This is a genomic window from Streptomyces sp. NBC_00433 (assembly GCA_036015235.1).
GTDB lineage: Bacteria > Actinomycetota > Actinomycetes > Streptomycetales > Streptomycetaceae > Actinacidiphila.
In genome coordinates, this window is sequence record CP107926.1 from 3776049 (window position 1) to 3793337 (window position 17289).

General features: G+C 72.0%; 15 protein-coding genes and 1 riboswitch. Of the genes, 7 read left to right on the top strand and 8 right to left on the bottom strand.

Going from position 1 to position 17289, the window contains the following annotated elements; all coding sequences use genetic code 11:
* Positions 1-8: 8 nt before the first annotated feature.
* The 4 genes from OG900_15630 to OG900_15645 form a co-directional block, all read right to left on the bottom strand.
* The gene (locus tag OG900_15630; protein ID WUH91393.1) at positions 9-515 is read right to left on the bottom strand and encodes a hypothetical protein; all 507 of its coding nucleotides are present in this window, start codon (positions 513-515) and stop codon (positions 9-11) included.
* 38 nt (positions 516-553) lie between these two features.
* Positions 554-1924, bottom strand: a complete 1371-nt coding sequence (locus OG900_15635; protein ID WUH91394.1) for a hypothetical protein — start codon at positions 1922-1924, stop codon at positions 554-556.
* Between the two features lie 13 nt (positions 1925-1937).
* Positions 1938-2471 carry a hypothetical protein gene (locus OG900_15640; GenBank protein WUH91395.1) on the bottom strand — a complete coding sequence of 178 codons (534 nt, stop codon included), beginning with the start codon at positions 2469-2471 and terminating at the stop codon, positions 1938-1940.
* Between the two features lie 317 nt (positions 2472-2788).
* Positions 2789-3196, bottom strand: coding sequence for a cobalamin B12-binding domain-containing protein (locus OG900_15645; protein WUH91396.1), 408 nt, complete (start codon positions 3194-3196; stop codon positions 2789-2791).
* A 666-nt stretch (positions 3197-3862) separates the two neighbouring features.
* On the opposite strand from OG900_15645, the gene OG900_15650 reads away from it, so the two are divergent.
* On the top strand, positions 3863-4543 hold the full coding sequence (locus OG900_15650) for an alpha/beta fold hydrolase (GenBank protein WUH95780.1): 681 nt from the start codon (positions 3863-3865) through the stop codon (positions 4541-4543).
* A gap of 139 nt (positions 4544-4682) precedes the next feature.
* Entirely contained in the window at positions 4683-6152 is a 1470-nt protein-coding gene (locus OG900_15655; GenBank protein ID WUH91397.1) for a M23 family metallopeptidase, read from the top strand.
* 42 nt (positions 6153-6194) lie between these two features.
* Here the strand turns inward: OG900_15655 and pcrA are convergent, their stop codons facing one another.
* Entirely contained in the window at positions 6195-8621 is a 2427-nt protein-coding gene (gene pcrA / locus OG900_15660; GenBank protein ID WUH91398.1) for a DNA helicase PcrA, read from the bottom strand.
* Positions 8622-8821: 200 nt separating this feature from the next.
* Here pcrA and OG900_15665 point away from each other — a divergent pair, with 200 nt between their 5' ends.
* From OG900_15665 to OG900_15675, 3 genes are all read left to right on the top strand, one after another.
* Positions 8822-9949, top strand: coding sequence for an NlpC/P60 family protein (locus OG900_15665; GenBank protein WUH91399.1), 1128 nt, complete (start codon positions 8822-8824; stop codon positions 9947-9949).
* 130 nt (positions 9950-10079) lie between these two features.
* A riboswitch (cyclic di-AMP (ydaO/yuaA leader) is annotated at positions 10080-10237 on the top strand.
* Between the two features lie 6 nt (positions 10238-10243).
* Positions 10244-11278, top strand: coding sequence for an NlpC/P60 family protein (locus tag OG900_15670; protein ID WUH91400.1), 1035 nt, complete (start codon positions 10244-10246; stop codon positions 11276-11278).
* Between the two features lie 349 nt (positions 11279-11627).
* Positions 11628-12758, top strand: a complete 1131-nt coding sequence (locus OG900_15675; protein ID WUH91401.1) for an NlpC/P60 family protein — start codon at positions 11628-11630, stop codon at positions 12756-12758.
* A 183-nt stretch (positions 12759-12941) separates the two neighbouring features.
* On the opposite strand, the gene OG900_15680 is transcribed toward OG900_15675, so the two are convergent.
* The gene (locus OG900_15680) at positions 12942-13634 is read right to left on the bottom strand and encodes a response regulator transcription factor (GenBank protein ID WUH91402.1); all 693 of its coding nucleotides are present in this window, start codon (positions 13632-13634) and stop codon (positions 12942-12944) included.
* On the bottom strand, positions 13631-14986 hold the full coding sequence (locus OG900_15685; GenBank protein WUH91403.1) for a PspC domain-containing protein: 1356 nt from the start codon (positions 14984-14986) through the stop codon (positions 13631-13633). The genes OG900_15680 and OG900_15685 overlap by 4 nt, the downstream gene beginning before the upstream one ends.
* A 148-nt stretch (positions 14987-15134) precedes the next feature.
* Between OG900_15685 and OG900_15690 the strand changes: the two genes are divergently transcribed.
* On the top strand, positions 15135-16436 hold the full coding sequence (locus tag OG900_15690) for a PspC domain-containing protein (GenBank protein WUH91404.1): 1302 nt from the start codon (positions 15135-15137) through the stop codon (positions 16434-16436).
* A complete protein-coding gene (locus OG900_15695; protein ID WUH91405.1) occupies positions 16433-16651 on the top strand; it encodes a hypothetical protein in 219 nt (72 codons plus the stop codon). The genes OG900_15690 and OG900_15695 overlap by 4 nt, the downstream gene beginning before the upstream one ends.
* On the opposite strand, the gene OG900_15700 is transcribed toward OG900_15695, so the two are convergent.
* Positions 16599-17156, bottom strand: a complete 558-nt coding sequence (locus OG900_15700; protein WUH91406.1) for a DoxX family membrane protein — start codon at positions 17154-17156, stop codon at positions 16599-16601. The two genes, OG900_15695 and OG900_15700, sit on opposite strands and share 53 nt — an antisense overlap.
* Positions 17157-17289: the final 133 nt, after the last annotated feature.

The following is a 17289-nucleotide window of genomic DNA, read 5'->3' on the forward strand; positions in this document are numbered from 1 at the left end:
CATTCAGCCTATGCAGTCGGTTCTGGCGACCCGGTGTCCGGGCCGACGGTGCGGACGAAGTCCTGGAAGTCGCCGAGGACGTCGTCGTGCTGGCCCGCGGTGGCGGTCAGGGCCAGCCGGACCACGGCCCGCTGGTGCGGGTCGTTGTCGTCCAGCAGGGACAGGTAGACCTGGGTCTGGAGGAGTGCGTGCCGCACGCCCTGGATGACGGTGGTGAAGGACATCTGCTGGGTCAGGGCGGGCGCGGCCTCGGAGCCGGTTTCCTGGCGGCCGGTCAGCACGACCGATCCCGCGATGCCGCGCATGCGCTCGACCGACGCCTCCGCGATGTCGGCCAGGGAGGCGTCGTCGGGGCGGTATTCGCCGTCGATGGTGATGTTGGCGGTGAAGTGGTCGTCGGGCTTCGCGTAGAGCGCGACGAAGGCCACGTCGGGGGCGCCGACCTCGTCCGGCGGCGCGGGGTGCCAGCCGTCGGGGAGCCGGAATTCGATCGGCACCGGCAAGGTCGTGGACATTTCGGACTCCCTCTCGAACCGGGTGGTTCAGCCGTACGTCAGAACAGGCTGCCGATGCCGTGCCCGATGGACTTGGCCACGCCGCCGGCCTTGCCAGCCACCTTGCCGACATCATGCGCGATATTCCCCGCCGCGTCGGCGGCGTCGTTCGCCGCGTCGGCCACCTTGTGCGGGTCGACGGTGAATTCGAAGCCCACCTCGCCGCCGAGCCCGACGGCCGCGCCCACCTCGCCGCCGAAGTGGTATTTGCCGTCGTCGCCCTTGCCGAAGTCGACCTTGGCGTCGGCGCCCACGCCCGCCCAGCCCTCGGCTGTCGTGCCCGCGCCGATACCGCCGGCCTCGACGCCGCCGGCGACCGAGCCCTTCGCGCCGGCGAAGGCCTTCACCCCGGCGCTGCCGCCCTGGGGGCCGATCTTGACGCTGCCCGAGGCCTCGGCGCCGGCGAGTCCGGTGGCCCGGCCGTAGACGCCGACGTCACCGGCCTCGATACGCCCTTCGGTCAGCGCCCGCGCACCAGCGGAGACCTCGACGGTGGCGCCGAGGCCCTTCTGGGTGAAGCCGTAGTTGGCGGAGGCCCTGGCCCCGACGTTGGCGTCGGCGATGCCGGACAGTGTGAGCGAGCCGTTGGTCAGGGTGCCCTTGGCGGTGACGTGGCCGAGGTCGGCGTAGACCTTGGCCGAGCCTTCCTTGCCGTAGGCGGTGCCGCTGGTGGAGACGCCCGCGTTGGGGCCGAGGACGGTGGTGGAGCCGTCGGCGTGCCAGCCGTCGGTCTTGGTGGTGCCGGGTTTGCCGTGGGCCGGGACCGGCGGCAGGTCGCTGTCGGCGTGCGCGTTGAAGCCGCCGACGCCGCCGCCGTCCAGCGAGGTGTCGCCCGTCGCGTTGCCGAGGGCCAGTTTGACGCTCTGGTCCGCGTCGTCCACGGAGTGCACCGCTTTGGCTATCGCGGCGGTCCACTCACGGGCGGCCTGCCCGTACTGGGCCATCAGGGTGCTGTATTCCGGGTCGTGGCGGTAGTCGAACCGCTCCTTCTCGGTGAGCTTGTCGAAACCGACGTAGGTGGCGACGCCGGAGCCGTCGACCTTGAAGTCCTTGGCCTCGGCGTCGGCGACCAGGTCCTTGACGGCCTTCTGCCGCGCGGTCAGCTCGGTGTGGGCTTCCTTGAGGATGCCGGCGATGGCCAGCGCCTCGGTCTTGGCGGCCGCGAACTCGAAGGAGGTGGCCGCGGAGCCGCCCTGCTGGGCGCCGAAGGCGACGCCCTGCCAGTTGCCGTTGGCCAGGGCGCCCTGTACGTGCTTCTGGTAGTCGCTCTGGAGTACGCCGAAGCGCTCGCCCATCTTCTGCCAGGTGTCGGACACGTCAGAAAGCGGCGACAGGTCGGCGGTCATCACGTCGTGGTAGGTCAGCGGCACGGTCGGTCCCCGGTCACATCTGGTCGAGGCTGGTGGGCAGCGGCTGGAAGACGGGATTCGTACCGATCGGCGGGTTCGTCACCAGCGGGTTCGCACCGGCGGCCGGGTTCCTGCCGAGCAGCGGATTCGTACCGATCAGCGGGTTCGTCACCAGCGGATTCGGCCCCGCGGCCGGATTCGTGCCGAAGGTGGGGTGCGTGCTCAGCAGCGGGTCGGTGACCAGCGGGTTCGTGCCGGTGCCGAGGTCGGTGCCGATGCCGAGGTCCTGGCCCTGGAAGAGGGTCTTCGTGCCGCGCAGCGCGCTCAGTTCCGACTCCAGGCGGCCCATCAGGCGGCCGGCCTGGCCTCGCCAGGTGGTCATCGCCGTGGACAGGCCCGTGTCGGTGGCCCAGGCGGCCAGGCCGGGCAGGCCGGTGTCGGGTTTGGCGGAGTTGAAGATCGGCGGGGGCGCCGGGGCGAGCATCGGCGGGTGGACCGCGCCGCCGCCCTCGCCCATGCAGCCGGCTGCGCGGGTGTCAGGGAGCAGGCTCTGCTCCATGTACGTCACGGCCCGCTGCTTGTCGCTCGCCGAGCTCGCCAGTGTCGACCCTTGCGAATGCTGTCCTTCGCTGCCCCCGGAACCCACGGGTCGTCCCCCTCGCGCACGCGCAGCCCCCACCCGCCGGGCGCCGAGCGGGCGTGCAGCGGGTGCTTCGGCAGCACCTTATGGGTGCCGCAAGTGCGGAAGACAACGTTCCAGTGACGCTGCGAACAACCATGGCCCGAGCTTCTGCGGGGTCATCCCCCGTCACACCAGCACCGCAACCGGTGGAGCGGCGCCGGAAGCGGGCGCGGAAAAAATTACGAAATCCGGCTGCGGAGGGTTTAGGCGGCCGTCGGCACGTTCTCGTTGACCCATGCCACGACGTCGCCCGTCGGTGTGCCAGGGGTGAAGATCGCGGCGACGCCGAGGGCCTTGAGCGGCGGGATGTCCGCGTCGGGGATGATGCCGCCGCCGAAGACCTTGATGTCCTCGGCGTCGCGGTCCTTGAGCAGCTCGATGACCTTGGCGAAGAGGGTCATGTGGGCGCCCGACAGGATGGACAGGCCGATGGCGTCCGCGTCCTCCTGGATGGCGGTGTCGACGACCTGCTCGGGGGTCTGGTGGAGGCCGGTGTAGATGACCTCCATACCGGCGTCCCTGAGCGCCCGTGCGATGACCTTCGCCCCGCGGTCGTGACCGTCGAGTCCAGGTTTCGCGACCACTACGCGGATCGGACCGGACACACCCATCTCTGCCTCCATGCGTATGACGCGCGGCCGTGGACTGCACTGCGTGAACGTGTGTGAACGAACGTTATCGTCAGCGTCCGGCACCCGTCAGTTTTACGGAAGCCACCGAGGGGGAAATCACACAGTGGGACACATTCCCCAGATGTCGGGCCGACGGCGGCCTGCCAGGGCGTAGGGACACGCCCGGGCCGTTCGGCGACCCGTCGGGTTTGCTGAGGAGCCGCTGTCAGGACGCCGCATTGCCGCGCTCGCCAGCCGCAGGGCGCGGTGATGCGGCATCCGCGGATCGGTCCGCGGGCGCCGGCTTCTCCGATGGCACCGGGGTCAGTGCGGACTCCGGGCCGCGACGGGAGGTGGGCCATGGCCGGCCAGTCGTCAGGGGCGGAGCAAGGCGCAGGGCAGGCAGGACGAGCGGGACAAGGCGCGGGAAAGGGCGCGGCGAAAGGCTCGGGGCACAGCTCGGCGAAGAGCGCGCGACGCAGCTCGGCAAAGGGCTCGGGACACGGCTCGGCGAAGGGCGCGGACCGGGAGGAGGCCCCCGGCGAGGGGTCGGGCAAGGGCTCGGACGACGCGGGCGCGGGCAGCACGGGGAGCCGCCTGTGGCACGGCGTCGGCCTGGCCAGGGCCACCGCGGTGGACCTGGCGGTCCTGGCGGGCCATCTGGTGATGTATCCGACCGGCATGCTCCCGGAGCGCGACGAAGGCCGGGAGCCGGTCAGGGCGCATCCGCCCGTGCTGCTGCTGCACGGCTTCGTGGACAACCGTTCGACCTTCGCGGTGCTGCGCCGCTCGCTGCACGAGCACGGCTGGCCGCAGGTCCAGGCGCTGAATTACTCGCCGCTCATCGGAGACATCCGCACCGCCGCCGAGCTGCTGGGCCGCCATGTGGAGGAGATATGCGCGCAGACCGGCCGCCGCAGGGTGGATGTGGTCGGGCACAGCCTCGGCGGGCTGATCGCCCGCTACTACGTGCAGTGCCTTGGCGGTGACCTGCGGATCCGTACGCTGGTCACGCTCGGTACACCCCATTCCGGCACCCGGGCGGTGCCGGCGCTGGCGCCGCATCCGATCATCCGGCAGATGCGGCCGGGCTCCGACGTGCTCACCGAGCTGGCGGGGCCTGCTCCCGGGTGCCGTACGCGGTTCGTGGCCTTCTGGAGCGATCTGGACCAGCTGATGATCCCGGTGGAGGCGGCCTGCCTGGTCCACCCGGACCTGCCGGCGGAGAATGTCAAGGTCAGCGGGGTCGGACACCTCGCACTGCCGGTGCACGGCACGGTCGTCACCGAGATCCGCCAGGCCCTCGCGGGGACCGGACCGCTGCGCCCGGCGATCGAGGCGGCATAACGGACACATAACGGTCGGATACCGACCGAACGCCGGGCAAGCCGGACGTCAGGTTACGGGCAGAGATTGTCGCCGCCGCCTACAGCGGGCTACAGTCACCGCTAATTCTCCTGATGCCGAGGCGAAAGAGAAGCTGGCGGTGAACGAACGTCCCCCGTCGGGGTACACCCCCGACTACGACGCCTACACGTACGACGCCTATTCCACGGGCGCCTACCAGGCTGTCGGCACCCTCTTCGCGGACGACACCACGACCGGGACGTACGGGTACATCCCGCAGCAGACCCCGTTCTACGGTGACGACCGGTCACAGGCCCCGATCCCGCAGCAGCAGCAGGGCCAGGACTACGCCTACGGCACGGGCTACAGCTACGACTACGCCCAGCAGTCCCAGGCGGAGCCCGAGCAGCAGCAGCAGAGCTACGACCCTTACGGCTACCCGGCCGGCGCCACGTACTACGACACCGGGACCTACGACGCCCAGCAGTTCGCGTCGTACCAGCAGCCGCAGGCACCCCAGCAGGACTGGGACTCCGGCGCCTACCCGGCATACGGCTACGGCTACGACGCCGGCGGCGACACCGGGATCTACGAGCAGTTCCCGCCGCAGCAGTACGAGCAGCCGCCGCAGCCTCAGCACCACCAGCAGCAGCAGTCGTACGAGCAGCAGCACCAGTACGCCTACCAGGCGCCGACGCCCGAGCCGCAGCCCGAGCCCGAGGCGGCCGCCGAGCCGGACGCGTACGAATACACGTACGCATACACGTACACACCGGAGCCCGACCTCGAAGCGGTCGCCCATGACGCCGCGGAGCCGGACGCCGCCGCCGAGCGGCACGACTACGCCGCCGACGGCTACGAGCCCGGAGTGCCGGTGGCCCGCAGCCGCCGCCGCAAGCCCGCCAAGCGCTCCGCGCTGCTCACCGTCGCGGTGCCCTCGGTCGCCGTGATGGGTGTGGCGGCGGTCGGCGCGGCCGCCGTGACCGGTGTGGGCGTGGCGCAGGACTCGGGCAAGGCTCAGGCCGACGCCCCGACGACGACCGGCAAGGCGCCGACGACCCAGCTCGACCGGCAGCTCGCCGGGGTGAGCCAGGACGCGAACGACTTCGCGGACCGCGCCAGCCGCACCCAGGAGCGGATCGACCTCAAGGACCGGCAGGCGGCGGCGAAGCGCGCGGCGGCCGCGGCGGCGGCCCGCAAGGAGGCGCTGCGGCCGAAGTTCGTGCTGCCGGTCAAGCAGAAGGGCCTGAGCGCCTACTTCGGGCAGGCCGGCGTCAACTGGATGGCCCTGCACACCGGTATCGACTTCCCGGTGATGGTCGGCACCCCGGTGATGGCGGTGACCGACGGCACCGTCCGCACGCAGTGGAGCGGCTCGTACGGCAACATGGCCATCGTCACGGCCCCGGACGGCACCGAGACCTGGTATTGCCACCTGAGCAGCACGAAGATCCGCAGCGGTTCGGTCAAGGCCGGCACCGTGATCGCCTACTCGGGCAACACCGGCAACACCACGGGGCCGCACCTCCACCTGGAGGTACGGCCGGACGGCGGGTCACCGATCGACCCGCTGCCCTGGCTGCTCAAGCACGGCCTCGACCCGCGGTAGAAGCGGGCCCTTGAGCGGGCCGGCCCGGCAAGCGGGCGCGGCCTACAGCTTCTCCACGGGCGCGTACCGCAGCAGCAGCTGCTTGGGGCGCTCGTCGCCGAAGTCGATGGTCGCCTTCTCGTCGCCCGGCTGCCCGGTGACCGAGACGACCGTGCCCAGGCCGAACTGGTCGTGGGTGACCCGGTCGCCCACCTTCAGCGAGATGACCGGCCGGTCGCCGACCGAGCGCCGGGTCGCGAACCCGCCCGAGGCACCGCCGCGCCGGCCGCCGCCCGCACCGATCGTGCTGGACACCGAGGCGGCCGCCTTCGAGACGGGGGCGCCGGCGGCGGGGCCGGTCCGCTTCCACTCGATGAGGTTCTCCGGGATCTCCTCAAGGAAGCGCGAGGGCGGGTTGTACGCCGGCTGGCCCCAGGCGCTGCGCATCATCGAGCGGGTCAGGTAGAGCCGTTCGCGGGCGCGGGTGATGCCGACGTAGGCCAGCCGCCGCTCCTCCTCCAGCTCCTTGACCTGTCCCAGCGCCCGCATGTGCGGGAAGACGCCGTCCTCCATGCCGGTGAGGAAGACGACAGGGAATTCCAGGCCCTTGGCGGTGTGCAGGGTCATCAGGGTGATGACGCCGCCCGCCTCCGCGTCATCGTCGGGGATCTGGTCGGAGTCGGCTACCAGGGCGACGCGCTCCAGGAAGTCGGACAGGGTGCCCGGCTCGTCCTCGCCGCGCTCCTGCTCGAACTCCAGCGCCACCGCCGCCAGTTCCTGGAGGTTCTCCACCCGGGTCTCGTCCTGCGGGTCGGTGGAGGCCTGCAACTCGGCGAGGTAGCCCGTGCGTTCCAGCACCGCTTCCAGGACGACGGCGGGCCCCGCGCCCGATTCGACGATGGTGCGCAGCTCGTCCATCAGGGTGTTGAACCGCCGGACGGCGTTCGCCGAGCGGGCCGCCATCCCGTACGCCTCGTCGACCCGGCGCAGGGCGGCGGCGAACGACACCTTCTCGCGCAGCGCGAGGGCGTCGACCATCGCCTCGGCCCGGTCGCCGATGCCGCGCTTGGGCACGTTGAGGATGCGGCGCAGCGGCACGCCGTCCTCGGGGTTGGCGAGCACCCGCAGATACGCGAGCACGTCGCGGACCTCGCGCCGCTCGTAGAAGCGGACGCCGCCGACGACCTTGTAGGGCAGGCCGACCCGGATGAAGACCTCTTCGAAGACCCGGGACTGCGCGTTCGTGCGGTAGAAGACGGCGACGTCGCCGGGCCGGGCGTCGCCCGCGTCGGTGAGGCGGTCTATCTCGTCGGCGACGAACTGCGCCTCGTCGTGCTCCTGGTCGGCGGCGTAGCCGGTGATGACCGGGCCGTCGCCGGACTCGGTCCACAGGTTCTTCGCCCGCCGCCCGGCATTGCGCTCGATGACGGAGTTCGCGGCGGACAGGATGGTCTGCGTGGAGCGGTAGTTCTGTTCGAGGAGGATCGTGCGGGCGTCCGGGTAGTCCTCCTCGAACTGGAGGATGTTGCGGATCGTGGCGCCGCGGAAGGCGTAGATCGACTGGTCGGCGTCACCGACGACGCACAGCTCCGCCGTCTCCTCGCCGGTGCCCACCAGCTCGCGCACCAGGGTGTATTGGGCGTGGTTGGTGTCCTGGTACTCGTCCACCAGGACGTGCCGGAAGCGCCGCCGGTAGTGCTCGGCGACGTCGGGGAAGGCCTGCAGCAGGTTGACGGTGGTCATGATGATGTCGTCGAAGTCCAGCGCGTTGGCCTCGCGCAGCCGGGCCTGGTAGAGCGCGTAGGCCTCGGCGAGCTTCTTCTCGACGCTGTTCTCCGCCTGGGCGGCGAAGGTCTCCTCGTCGATCAGCTCGTTCTTGAGGTTGGAGACCTTCGCGCTGAAGGACTTCGGCGGATACTGCTTCGGGTCCAGGTCGAGGTCCCGGCAGACCAGGGCCATCAGGCGCTTGGAGTCGGCGGCGTCGTAGATCGAGAACGACGAGGTGAAGCCGAGCACCTTCGACTCGCGGCGCAGGATGCGGACGCAGGCGCTGTGGAAGGTGGAGACCCACATCACCTTCGCGCGCGGGCCGACGAGCTGCTCGACGCGCTCCTTCATCTCGCCCGCGGCCTTGTTGGTGAAGGTGATCGCGAGGATCGAGCCGGGGTGGACGTGCCGGGCGGAGAGCAGGTGCGCGATGCGGTGGGTCAGCACCCTCGTCTTGCCCGAGCCCGCGCCGGCGACGATGAGCAGCGGCCCGCCGGCGTGCTCGACGGCGGCGCGCTGCTGGTCGTTGAGCCCTTCGAGCAGCTGGGCGGGGTCGGTGGCCGGGCGCGGGGCGCCGTCGCGGTAGTACGCGTCACGCCCGCCGGCGCCGTCGTGGCCGCCGCCGGAACCCCAGTCCTCCGGGGGCGGAGGCGCGTCGGGGTCGGCCGGTTCCGGCGCCACGTGCAGACCGGGCAGGAAGTCGTCGTCAAAGAGGCTGCTCATCGCCTCCCGAGTCTAAGCGCCTCCACCGACAGCGGCGCCCGCTTCCCGCGGACACCCGACCCGTAGCCCCGTACTACCCAGCGTGACATCGGGACTTGATTACGAAAAGGTATCGGGCCTATCGGACACCGCTCTTCCCAGCGGTACCAGCGCCGGGCTACCGTGCCGCACCAGGCAGCGCCGAAAGGAGTCCGCCCGGCATGGCGACACACCGTAAGCCCCGTACCGCGATACTCACCGCCCCGCGCACCGCCGTGGGGCTGACCACGGCCGCACTGGCCACCGTGACCCTCTTCTCCGAGACCGCGGGCGCCGCGCCCGCCGCCCCCTCCCCGCAGCCCTCGATCGCGGCGGTGAAGGCGAAGGTGGACGCGCTCCAGCACCAGGCGGAGGTCGCGACCGAGGCCTACAACGGCGCCAAGGAGAAGGTCACCCAGCAGAATGCCACCGTCAACAAGCTGCTGACCCAGGCGGCGCAGAAGACGCAGGCGCTGAACGACTCGCGCCGGCTGCTGGGCCAGTACGCGGCGGCGCAGTACCGCAGCGGGGGCGACGACTCGACCGGGCGCTATCTGATGGCGGCCAACCCGCAGGACCTGCTGGACCAGTCGCACCTGGCGAATCTGCTGGGGCAGCGGCAGAAGACGGCCGTCGAGTCCTACCGCGTGCAGCAGGCCGCGGCCACCCAGCAGCGCATCGAGGCGGCCAAGAGCCTGGCGACGCTGACCACCCAGCAGGCGCAGCTGCGCAGCGCCAAGGCCGACGTGCAGTCCAAGCTGGGCGCCTCCCAGAAGCTGCTGAACAGCCTCACCGCGCAGGAGAAGGCGCGGCTGGCGGCGCTCCAGGCCAAGCAGGAGGCGGAGGCCAAGCAGAAGGCCGCCGCCCTGGCGAAGGCGGAGCAGGCCAGGGACGCGGCCGCGGCGAAGGCGGCGGCGACGAAGAAGGACGCCGGCGGGACGACCACCACCCCGGCGAACGCGTCGGTCAGCGCCAAGGCCATCGCCTTCGCGCACGACCAGTTGGGCGATCCGTACGTGTGGGGCGCGACGGGCCCCGGCTCCTGGGACTGCTCGGGCCTGACGCAGGCGGCCTACAAGGCGGCGGGCATCGACCTGCCGCGTACCACCGGCGAGCAGGTCGAGGTCGGCACCCGGGTGTCCACCGCGGACCTCGAACCCGGCGACCTGATCTTCTTCTACAGCGACCACAGCCACGTCGGCATCTACATCGGCGACGGCAACATGATCCACGCTCCGCACACGGGAACGGTGGTCAAGGTGGCCCCGATCACCGAAATGCCGATCTATGGAGCGGTTCGTCCTTACTAGTCCGATCACCAAATGTAAGATCACGAAGCGATTTCGGTCACGTTGCAATCCAAACTTCCCAATATCCGGAGAAGTTGAGTACGGTAACCCGCTAGGTGACGCGTTCACCGCCGGTGAAAGTGCCGGCACCGCGCCACCTCCGCTCAATCCGGCCCAGGCCGGAACCGGGGACCCACCAAGAAGAATTGGGGTGAATCGGGACAGACGCCATCAGGTGTCCGACCCGTAGGGCTACCTTTCCAGCCCGAACCCGACAGCTAACCCGGTCGGCGGTTCACGGAAGGAGTCGCCTTCGTGGCGTCGCACCGCAAGCCGCGTCCGCGGATACTCGCCTCGACCGCCCCCCGTGCGGCGGTCGGCGTCACCGCCGTGGCCATCGCCTCGGTCACCCTGCTCAGCGAGAGCGCGAGCGCGGCGCCCGCCAAGCCCTCGATCACCGAGGTCAAGGCGCAGATCGACACCCTGAACCAGCAGGCCGAGGTCGCGACGCAGAATTACGACCAGGCCAAGGAGCAGACGGACACGCAGCGCGCGAAGACCGACCAGCTGCTCGCGCAGGTCGCCCGGAAGACCGAGCAGATGAACGAGTCGCGCCGGGTGCTCGGCCAGTTCGCCAGCGAGCAGTACCGCGACGGCGGCATCGACCAGACCGTGCAGCTGCTGCTCTCCGCCGACCCCGAGCAGTTCCTCAACCAGTCGCACATGGTCAGCCAGCTCTCCGCGACGCAGACCGACGCGCTGAAGAACTTCCAGATCCAGCAGGAGCAGGCGTCGATCCAGCGGGCGCAGGCCACCGCGAGCCTGACCCAGCTCACCAACGCGCAGAAGACGCTGGCCACCCAGAAGAAGACGGTGCAGACCAAGCTGGCGGCCGCGCAGAAGCTGCTCAACAGCCTCACGGCTGAGCAGCGCGCGAAGGTCGCGAGCATGAACAAGGGCTCGTCGTCGAAGTCCGACTACACCTACGACGGCCCCGCGACCGGCCGCGCCGCCGAGGCCATCGCCTTCGCCCTGGCCCAGCGCGGCAAGCCGTACGTCTACGGCGCCACCGGCCCCGGCTCCTTCGACTGCTCGGGCCTGACCCAGGCGGCCTACAAGGCGGCGGGCATCACCCTCGGGCGTACCACCTACGACCAGGTCAAGGACGGCGTCCCCGTCTCGAAGGCCGATCTGCGGCCCGGCGACCTGGTCTTCTTCTACTCGGGGATGTCCCACGTGGGCATCTACCTGGGCAACGGCAAGATCGTGCACGCCCCGCACACCGGTGCGGTCGTCGAGATCGCCCCGATGAGCTGGATGCCCTTCGCCACCGCCCGCCGCGTGGCCTGACGGCCGCCGGCGGCCGCCCGGGGCCCCTCGCGGCGGCGCCCGCGCACTCGGCACAACCGAGGGGGCGCGCGCCGCGGAAACGGGCCTTCGGTCAGGCTGGGTCCGTTTCCGTCCCGCTCACCCGTCGAACGGCGGTCGCTTCCTTGCAGGGGACGACCGATTGAGGGCAGTCCCGGTCACCGTGTCCCGGTGCGCCCCCGGGCAGGTTTAGCGTCGCTCCTCAGGTGGCCGACACCCCACTGCCGTCCGACTCGGGCGGCACCGGCCGCCCCCGCCGAAGGCCCGGCGGTGACCTGCTCCCCCGTGCAGGCACCGCCGGGCCGTCCCTCGGAAGGAGTGACGGCCCGCGATGGCCTCACACAGTCCCACCCGCACGCACCGCGGGAAGCGCCCCGCCTTAACCGGCAGCGGCACCCCTGGCGCCCTCGACCCCACCGGCGGCGGCACCCGCCGCACCACCGCCCGGATCGGCGTCACCCTCGCGCTCGCGTCCGCCGCCTCTGTCTCGCTGCTCGGCGAGACCGGGCACGCGGCGCCGCAGCCCACCCCGGACCAGGTCAGGACGCAGGTGGCCGCGCTCTACCAGCAGGCGGAGCGGGCCACGGAGGACTACGACGGCGCCAAGGAGCAGGCCGACGCGGCGACTTCCGCGGTCTCCGCCCTCCAGGACCAACTGGCCCGCAAGACCGCGAAGCTGAACAGCACCAGGGACGCGCTCGGCAATATCGCCGCCGCGCAGTACCGCTCGGGCGGTATCGACCCCCTGCTGCAGCTCGCGCTCAGCTCCACCCCCGACACGTATCTGGCACGGGCGTCCTATCTCGACCAGGCAGGCACCCAGCAGAGCACCGCGCTGGCGCAACTGGCCGTCCAGCAGCGGGACATCGCCGCCACCCGCGCACGGGCGCAGGACAAGCTCGCCGCGCTGCGGGACGCGCGGGCCAGGGTCGCGGACCACGAGCGCACCGTGAAGGCGAAACTCGCCGCCGCCCAGGCGCTGCTGGCGCAGCTGACCGCGGCCCAGCGGGCGGCCGTCGCGGCCGGCGAAGGCCCGGCCCCGGCGTCCGGCGAGCCCGCGACCGCGAACCGGGACACCGTGCGCGTCCCGTTCGCCTCGGTCTCCGCGCCCTCCCCGCGCGCCGCCCGTGCGGTGGCTTTCGCCTACGGCGCGCTGGGCCTGCCCTACGTGTGGGGCGCCACAGGACCGCACGCGTACGACTGCTCGGGCCTGACCCAGGCGGCCTGGCGTGCCGCGGGGGTGTCGCTCCCCCGCACCACCGACACGCAGATCAACGCGGGCAGCCGCGTCCCCCGCTCCCGACTCCAGCCGGGGGACCTGGTGTTCTTCTACTCGGGTGCGAGCCATGTCGGCATCTACATCGGCGGCGGCAACATGATCCACGCACCGCACCCCGGCGCGTCGGTCCGTGTCGCACCGATCAGCGAGATGCCTTTCGCCGGAGCGGTACGACCCGACTGAGCCGGGGCTCGGTGATCGGGTTCTTCGCCAGGTCCGGCCCGACGCGGCTCCTGTCCACCTCGCCCGCGCGGATCTTCTGCCAGGCGCTGCCCGCGGTGCACCGTGCCGAATTCCGGGGCGAAATGTCCCGGCGCACGGTCCACTCGCCGCAGGGAGGCCGCCCGGCGCCGGCGCGGCCGGGAGTCAGACCAGCCGGCGGGCCGTCGCCCAGCGGGTCAGTTCGTGGCGGTTGGAGAGCTGGAGCTTGCGCAGCACCGCGGAGACGTGGGACTCGACGGTCTTCACCGAGATGAAGAGCTGCTTCGCGATCTCCTTGTACGCGTAGCCGCGGGCGATCAGGCGCAGGACCTGGCGTTCGCGCTGGGTGAGGCGGTCGAGGTCCTCGTCGACCGGCGGGGCGTCGGTGGAGGCGAAGGCGTCGAGGACGAAGCCGGCCAGGCGGGGGGAGAAGACGGCGTCGCCGTCGCGGACGCGGAAGATCGAGTTGATCAGGTCGGGGCCGGTGATGGTCTTGGTCACATAGCCCCGGGCGCCGCCGCGGATGACGCCGATGACGTCCTCGGCCGCGTCGGAGACGGACAGCGCGAGGAAGCGCACCGGGTGGTCGGGGTCGGCGGCCAGGGCGGCGCAGCGGCGCAGCACCTCGACGCCGCCGCCGCCGGGGAGGTGGACGTCGAGCAGCACGACCTCGGGGCGGGTGGCGGTGACCACGGTCACCGCCTGGTCGACGTCGGCGGCCTCGCCGACGACCTCGACACCGGTCTCCGCGGTGGCGCCGATCTCGGCCTGCACTCCGGTGCGGAACATCCGGTGGTCGTCCACCAGGACCACCCTGACGTGCCGTTCCCCCTGCGGGGCCGATTCCGTGTCCGTCATGCCGTCACCCTCTCCATCTCAAGTTCGACTTCGGTGCCGCCGCCCGGCGCGGGGCGCAGCCGCGCCTCGCCCCCGTTGCGCCGCATCCGGCCGATGATCGATTCCCTGACGCCCATCCGGTCGTCCGGCACGGCGTCGAGGTCGAAGCCGGGCCCGTGGTCGCGTACCGACACGAAGACCTGGGTGTCCTCGACCTCGGCGTAGACCTGCACGGCCCCCCCGCCACCGTACTTGGCGCCGTTCACCATGGCTTCCCGCGCGGCCTGCATCGTCGCGACGAGGCGGTCGTCCAGCGGGCAGTCGCCGACGCAGACGACCTCGACCGGCACCCCGTGCGCGTCCTCCACCTCTGCGGCGGCGGCCCGCACCGCGTCGGCCAGCGTCGTCGGCTCGTCGTCGCGGCCGGTGCCCTCGGGGCGGTAGAGCCAGGCGCGCAGCTCGCGCTCCTGGGCGCGGGCCAGCCGGGAGACCTCGCGGGGGTCGTCGGCATTGCGCTGGATCAGGGTGAGGGTGTGCAGGACCGAGTCGTGCACGTGGGCGGCGACCTCGGCCCGCTCCTGGGCGCGGATACGCATGAGCCGCTCCGCCGACAGGTCCTGCGTCATCCGCACCAGGTACGGGCCGGCGATCAGCGCGACACCGACCAGGACGGCGAGCGCGGCCTGCAGGATGCCGCCGAGGTGGGTGCCGGTGCCGCGCACCACGATGAAGCCGGTCACGCCGGCGATGACCAGCGCGACACCGCCGGCCGCCCGCACCAGCGGCCAGAAGCGCTTGCCGTGGCTCATCTCGACCCAGCGGGCCTTGCGGGCGTTGTCGGCCTGCCGCCACACCAGGGCCACCCCGAGCCCGACGATCAGCAGCGGCCACACGGCGCGGTTGGCGGCGCCGAGGTTGAGGTTGTCGATGAGGATGCCGGTGCCGATCGCGAGCGCGATCAGCGCCATGACCTGGCCCTTGTCGGGGCGCTTGCCGGCCAGCCAGGAGCGGGCGTCGCGCGGCTCCTTCGCCTCGGCGACACCGCCGATGCCGAGCGGCACGAAGAACCAGAAGACGGCGTAGAGCAGCACACCGATGCCGTTGAAGGCGGCGAGCACCAGGAAGAGCACCCGCACCCACAGCACGGGCAGCCCGAGGTGCCCGGCGAGTCCGCGGGCGACGCCGCCGACCATCCGGCCCTCGGAGCTGCGGTAGAGCTTGCGCACCCCGGGATCGGCGGACTCCGGCGGGTTGAGGAAGGACGCCCCGGTGCGGCCGCCGCCGGGCGCGCCCGGCGGCGGACCGGCGGGCGTCCGCGCCCCGCCGCCCGGCGGTCCCGTGTGCGCCCCGGACGGGGCACTGCTCGCTGACATACCCCCGATCGTCACACGTACGGCCCCGTCAAGGCATCAGGGTCGATCCCCCAAGGGTTGCCCCGGGTGGCGGACCAGGGTCGGATCAGGGTCCTACCAGGGTCGGGGCGGGTGCCGGGCGGCGCCGGGACCGGCCACCATGGTGGGTATGACGCACGAGCCGCACGACGAGGCAGCACCGGCCGGTGCCACCCGCGCCACCGCAGCGGAGGAGCCGGCGCCCGCGGAGGGCGGGCGCCGGCCGCGTATCACCCGGGGCCGGGAGCACAAGGTGCTGGCCGGCGTCTGCGACGGAGCGGGCCGCTACTTCGGCGTCGACCCGGTGATCTTCCGCATCGTGCTGGCCCTGCTGTCGCTGACCGGCGGCATAGGTCTGATCATCTACGGCATGGGCTGGCTGGTCGTCACGCAGGAGGGCGAGGAGCAGAGCGAGGCGCACCGGCTGATGTCCGGCCGGATCGAGGGGGCGCCGCTGACCGCGGTGCTGATGACGCTGGTCGGCTGCGGCCTCTACGCCTCGATGCTCGGCAATGGCGCCAACCAGGCCTTCTCGCTGATCCTGCTGTTCGCCACCGCGGGCGCCGTCTACTGGTCGATGCAGCGCAGGCGGGCGCCGGGCGAGACGGCCTCGCCGGCGGCGGCCGCGGCCGTGGTGGACGCGCCGCCGGCCGTGCAGGCGCCGCCGGAGCCCGGCGGGTCGCCGTCCTGGTGGCGCGACCCGCTGTCGAAGGAGCCGCCGCACTATCTGTGGGGCCCGGACGACGGGCCGTACGGCGACACCGACCGGCAGGCGTGGCGGGACCGGAAGAAGGCGGTCAGGGCGGGGCAGGAGCGCAACTGGCCCTTCGCGCTGGCGGTCCTCCTGCTGACGGTGACGGCGCTCGCGGTCGGCACCGGGGTGTCCTGGCCCTACCAACCGGTGCGCGCCAGCCTGGAGATCGGCCTGGCGTCGGCGCTCGGCGTGCTGGGCACGGCCTTCCTGGTCGGGTCCTTCGCCGGGCGGGCCAGGGGCGGCACCGCCTTCTTCTCGGTGCTGACGCTGGCCGCGCTGGTCGGCACGACCGCGCTGCCCAGGACCGGCCACGGCGTGGGCACCACCACCTGGCGCCCGGTCACCGCGGCGGGCGTGCACCAGCTGTACGAGCGCGGCACCGGCCGCGGCCTGCTCGACCTGCGCGCGCTCCCGCTGGACGGCGGCACCGTGCGCACCCGCCTGAAGGTGGGCGCGGGCCGGGCGGAAGTGCTGCTGCCCCCGGGCGCCACCGTGGTGCTCGACTACGACCTCGGCATCGGCGAGACCGTGCTGCCGGGAAAGGTGAACGACGGCGTGGACGTCAAGACCGGACAGCACCGCACGGTGACGCTGAGCCCGCCCGCGGGCACCGTGTCGACCGGCACCCTCGACCTCCAGGTCGAGGTCGGCGTCGGCCAGGTCAAGGTGGTCCGGTGAGACGGCACCGCTTCGAACCCGCGGCCCTGGTCATGGGCCTGGTCCTGATCACCCTGACGGTCTTCTTCCTGCTGGACGCGGGCGGCGTGTGGGACCTGCGCCCCTCCCGCTCCGGCCCGCTGGCCGTCGGCGGCCTGGCACTGGCCGCCGCGGCCGGCGTCGTCACGCAGGCGGCGCGGTCCGTACGGGCCCGCCGTGCGCGGCGGCGCCCGTAGCCTCCGCGGTGCGCATCCCCGGCACGGCCCCGGCCTGCCGGCGGCGGCGCAGCCACCAGTCGAGGGACACGGTGGGCGCCCCGGCGAGCACCAGCGGCAGCCACGCCATCAGATAGGCCAGGTCGTTGCCGTAGTAGTACGGCGAGGTGGACCAGCTCACGGTCAGCCACAGGCTCAGCGAGATCGCCGCACCGCCGGCCGCCGCCACCCGCCCGAGCAGCCCGAACAGCGTCCCGAGGCCGACCGCCAGCTCACCGAGCGCTATGGCGTACCCGAAGGGGTGCGGCGCCTTCAGCGCGAGGTCGATCATCCCGGGGATCGCGGCCGAGTCGTGCGACCCGTGCAGGATCTGCACCAGCGACCCGTTGGCACCGTCGGAGAAGAAGGTGTCGCTGGTCAGCTTGTCCAGGCCGGCGTAGATGAAGGTCACCCCGAGGAAGACCCGCAACGGCAGCAGGGCATGGCGCCGGGCGGTCTCCCGCCAGCTGTCGATGGTGTCGCGCATCGTCTCCCGCCTTTCCCGCCGCGCGCGTCTCGTCGACCGGAAGGGGCCTTCCGTTGCGCGGGCGTCCGACAGTCATACGTACACCAGCACGCTGTGACTCACCCGGACAGGGAGAAGACCGGGAAATTCACCC

What these genes read in the sequence shown, in the direction of transcription:
- OG900_15630 (WUH91393.1), bottom strand. Translation starts at nt 515, where the DNA reads ATGTCCACGACCTTGCCGGTGCCGATCGAATTCCGGCTCCCCGACGGC.
- OG900_15645 (WUH91396.1), bottom strand. Translation starts at nt 3,196, where the DNA reads ATGGGTGTGTCCGGTCCGATCCGCGTAGTGGTCGCGAAACCTGGACTC.
- OG900_15650 (WUH95780.1), top strand. Translation starts at nt 3,863, where the DNA reads ATGTATCCGACCGGCATGCTCCCGGAGCGCGACGAAGGCCGGGAGCCG.
- pcrA (WUH91398.1), bottom strand. Translation starts at nt 8,621, where the DNA reads ATGAGCAGCCTCTTTGACGACGACTTCCTGCCCGGTCTGCACGTGGCG.
- OG900_15665 (WUH91399.1), top strand. Translation starts at nt 8,822, where the DNA reads ATGGCGACACACCGTAAGCCCCGTACCGCGATACTCACCGCCCCGCGC.
- OG900_15675 (WUH91401.1), top strand. Translation starts at nt 11,628, where the DNA reads ATGGCCTCACACAGTCCCACCCGCACGCACCGCGGGAAGCGCCCCGCC.
- OG900_15680 (WUH91402.1), bottom strand. Translation starts at nt 13,634, where the DNA reads ATGACGGACACGGAATCGGCCCCGCAGGGGGAACGGCACGTCAGGGTG.
- OG900_15685 (WUH91403.1), bottom strand. Translation starts at nt 14,986, where the DNA reads ATGTCAGCGAGCAGTGCCCCGTCCGGGGCGCACACGGGACCGCCGGGC.
- OG900_15690 (WUH91404.1), top strand. Translation starts at nt 15,135, where the DNA reads ATGACGCACGAGCCGCACGACGAGGCAGCACCGGCCGGTGCCACCCGC.
- OG900_15700 (WUH91406.1), bottom strand. Translation starts at nt 17,156, where the DNA reads ATGCGCGACACCATCGACAGCTGGCGGGAGACCGCCCGGCGCCATGCC.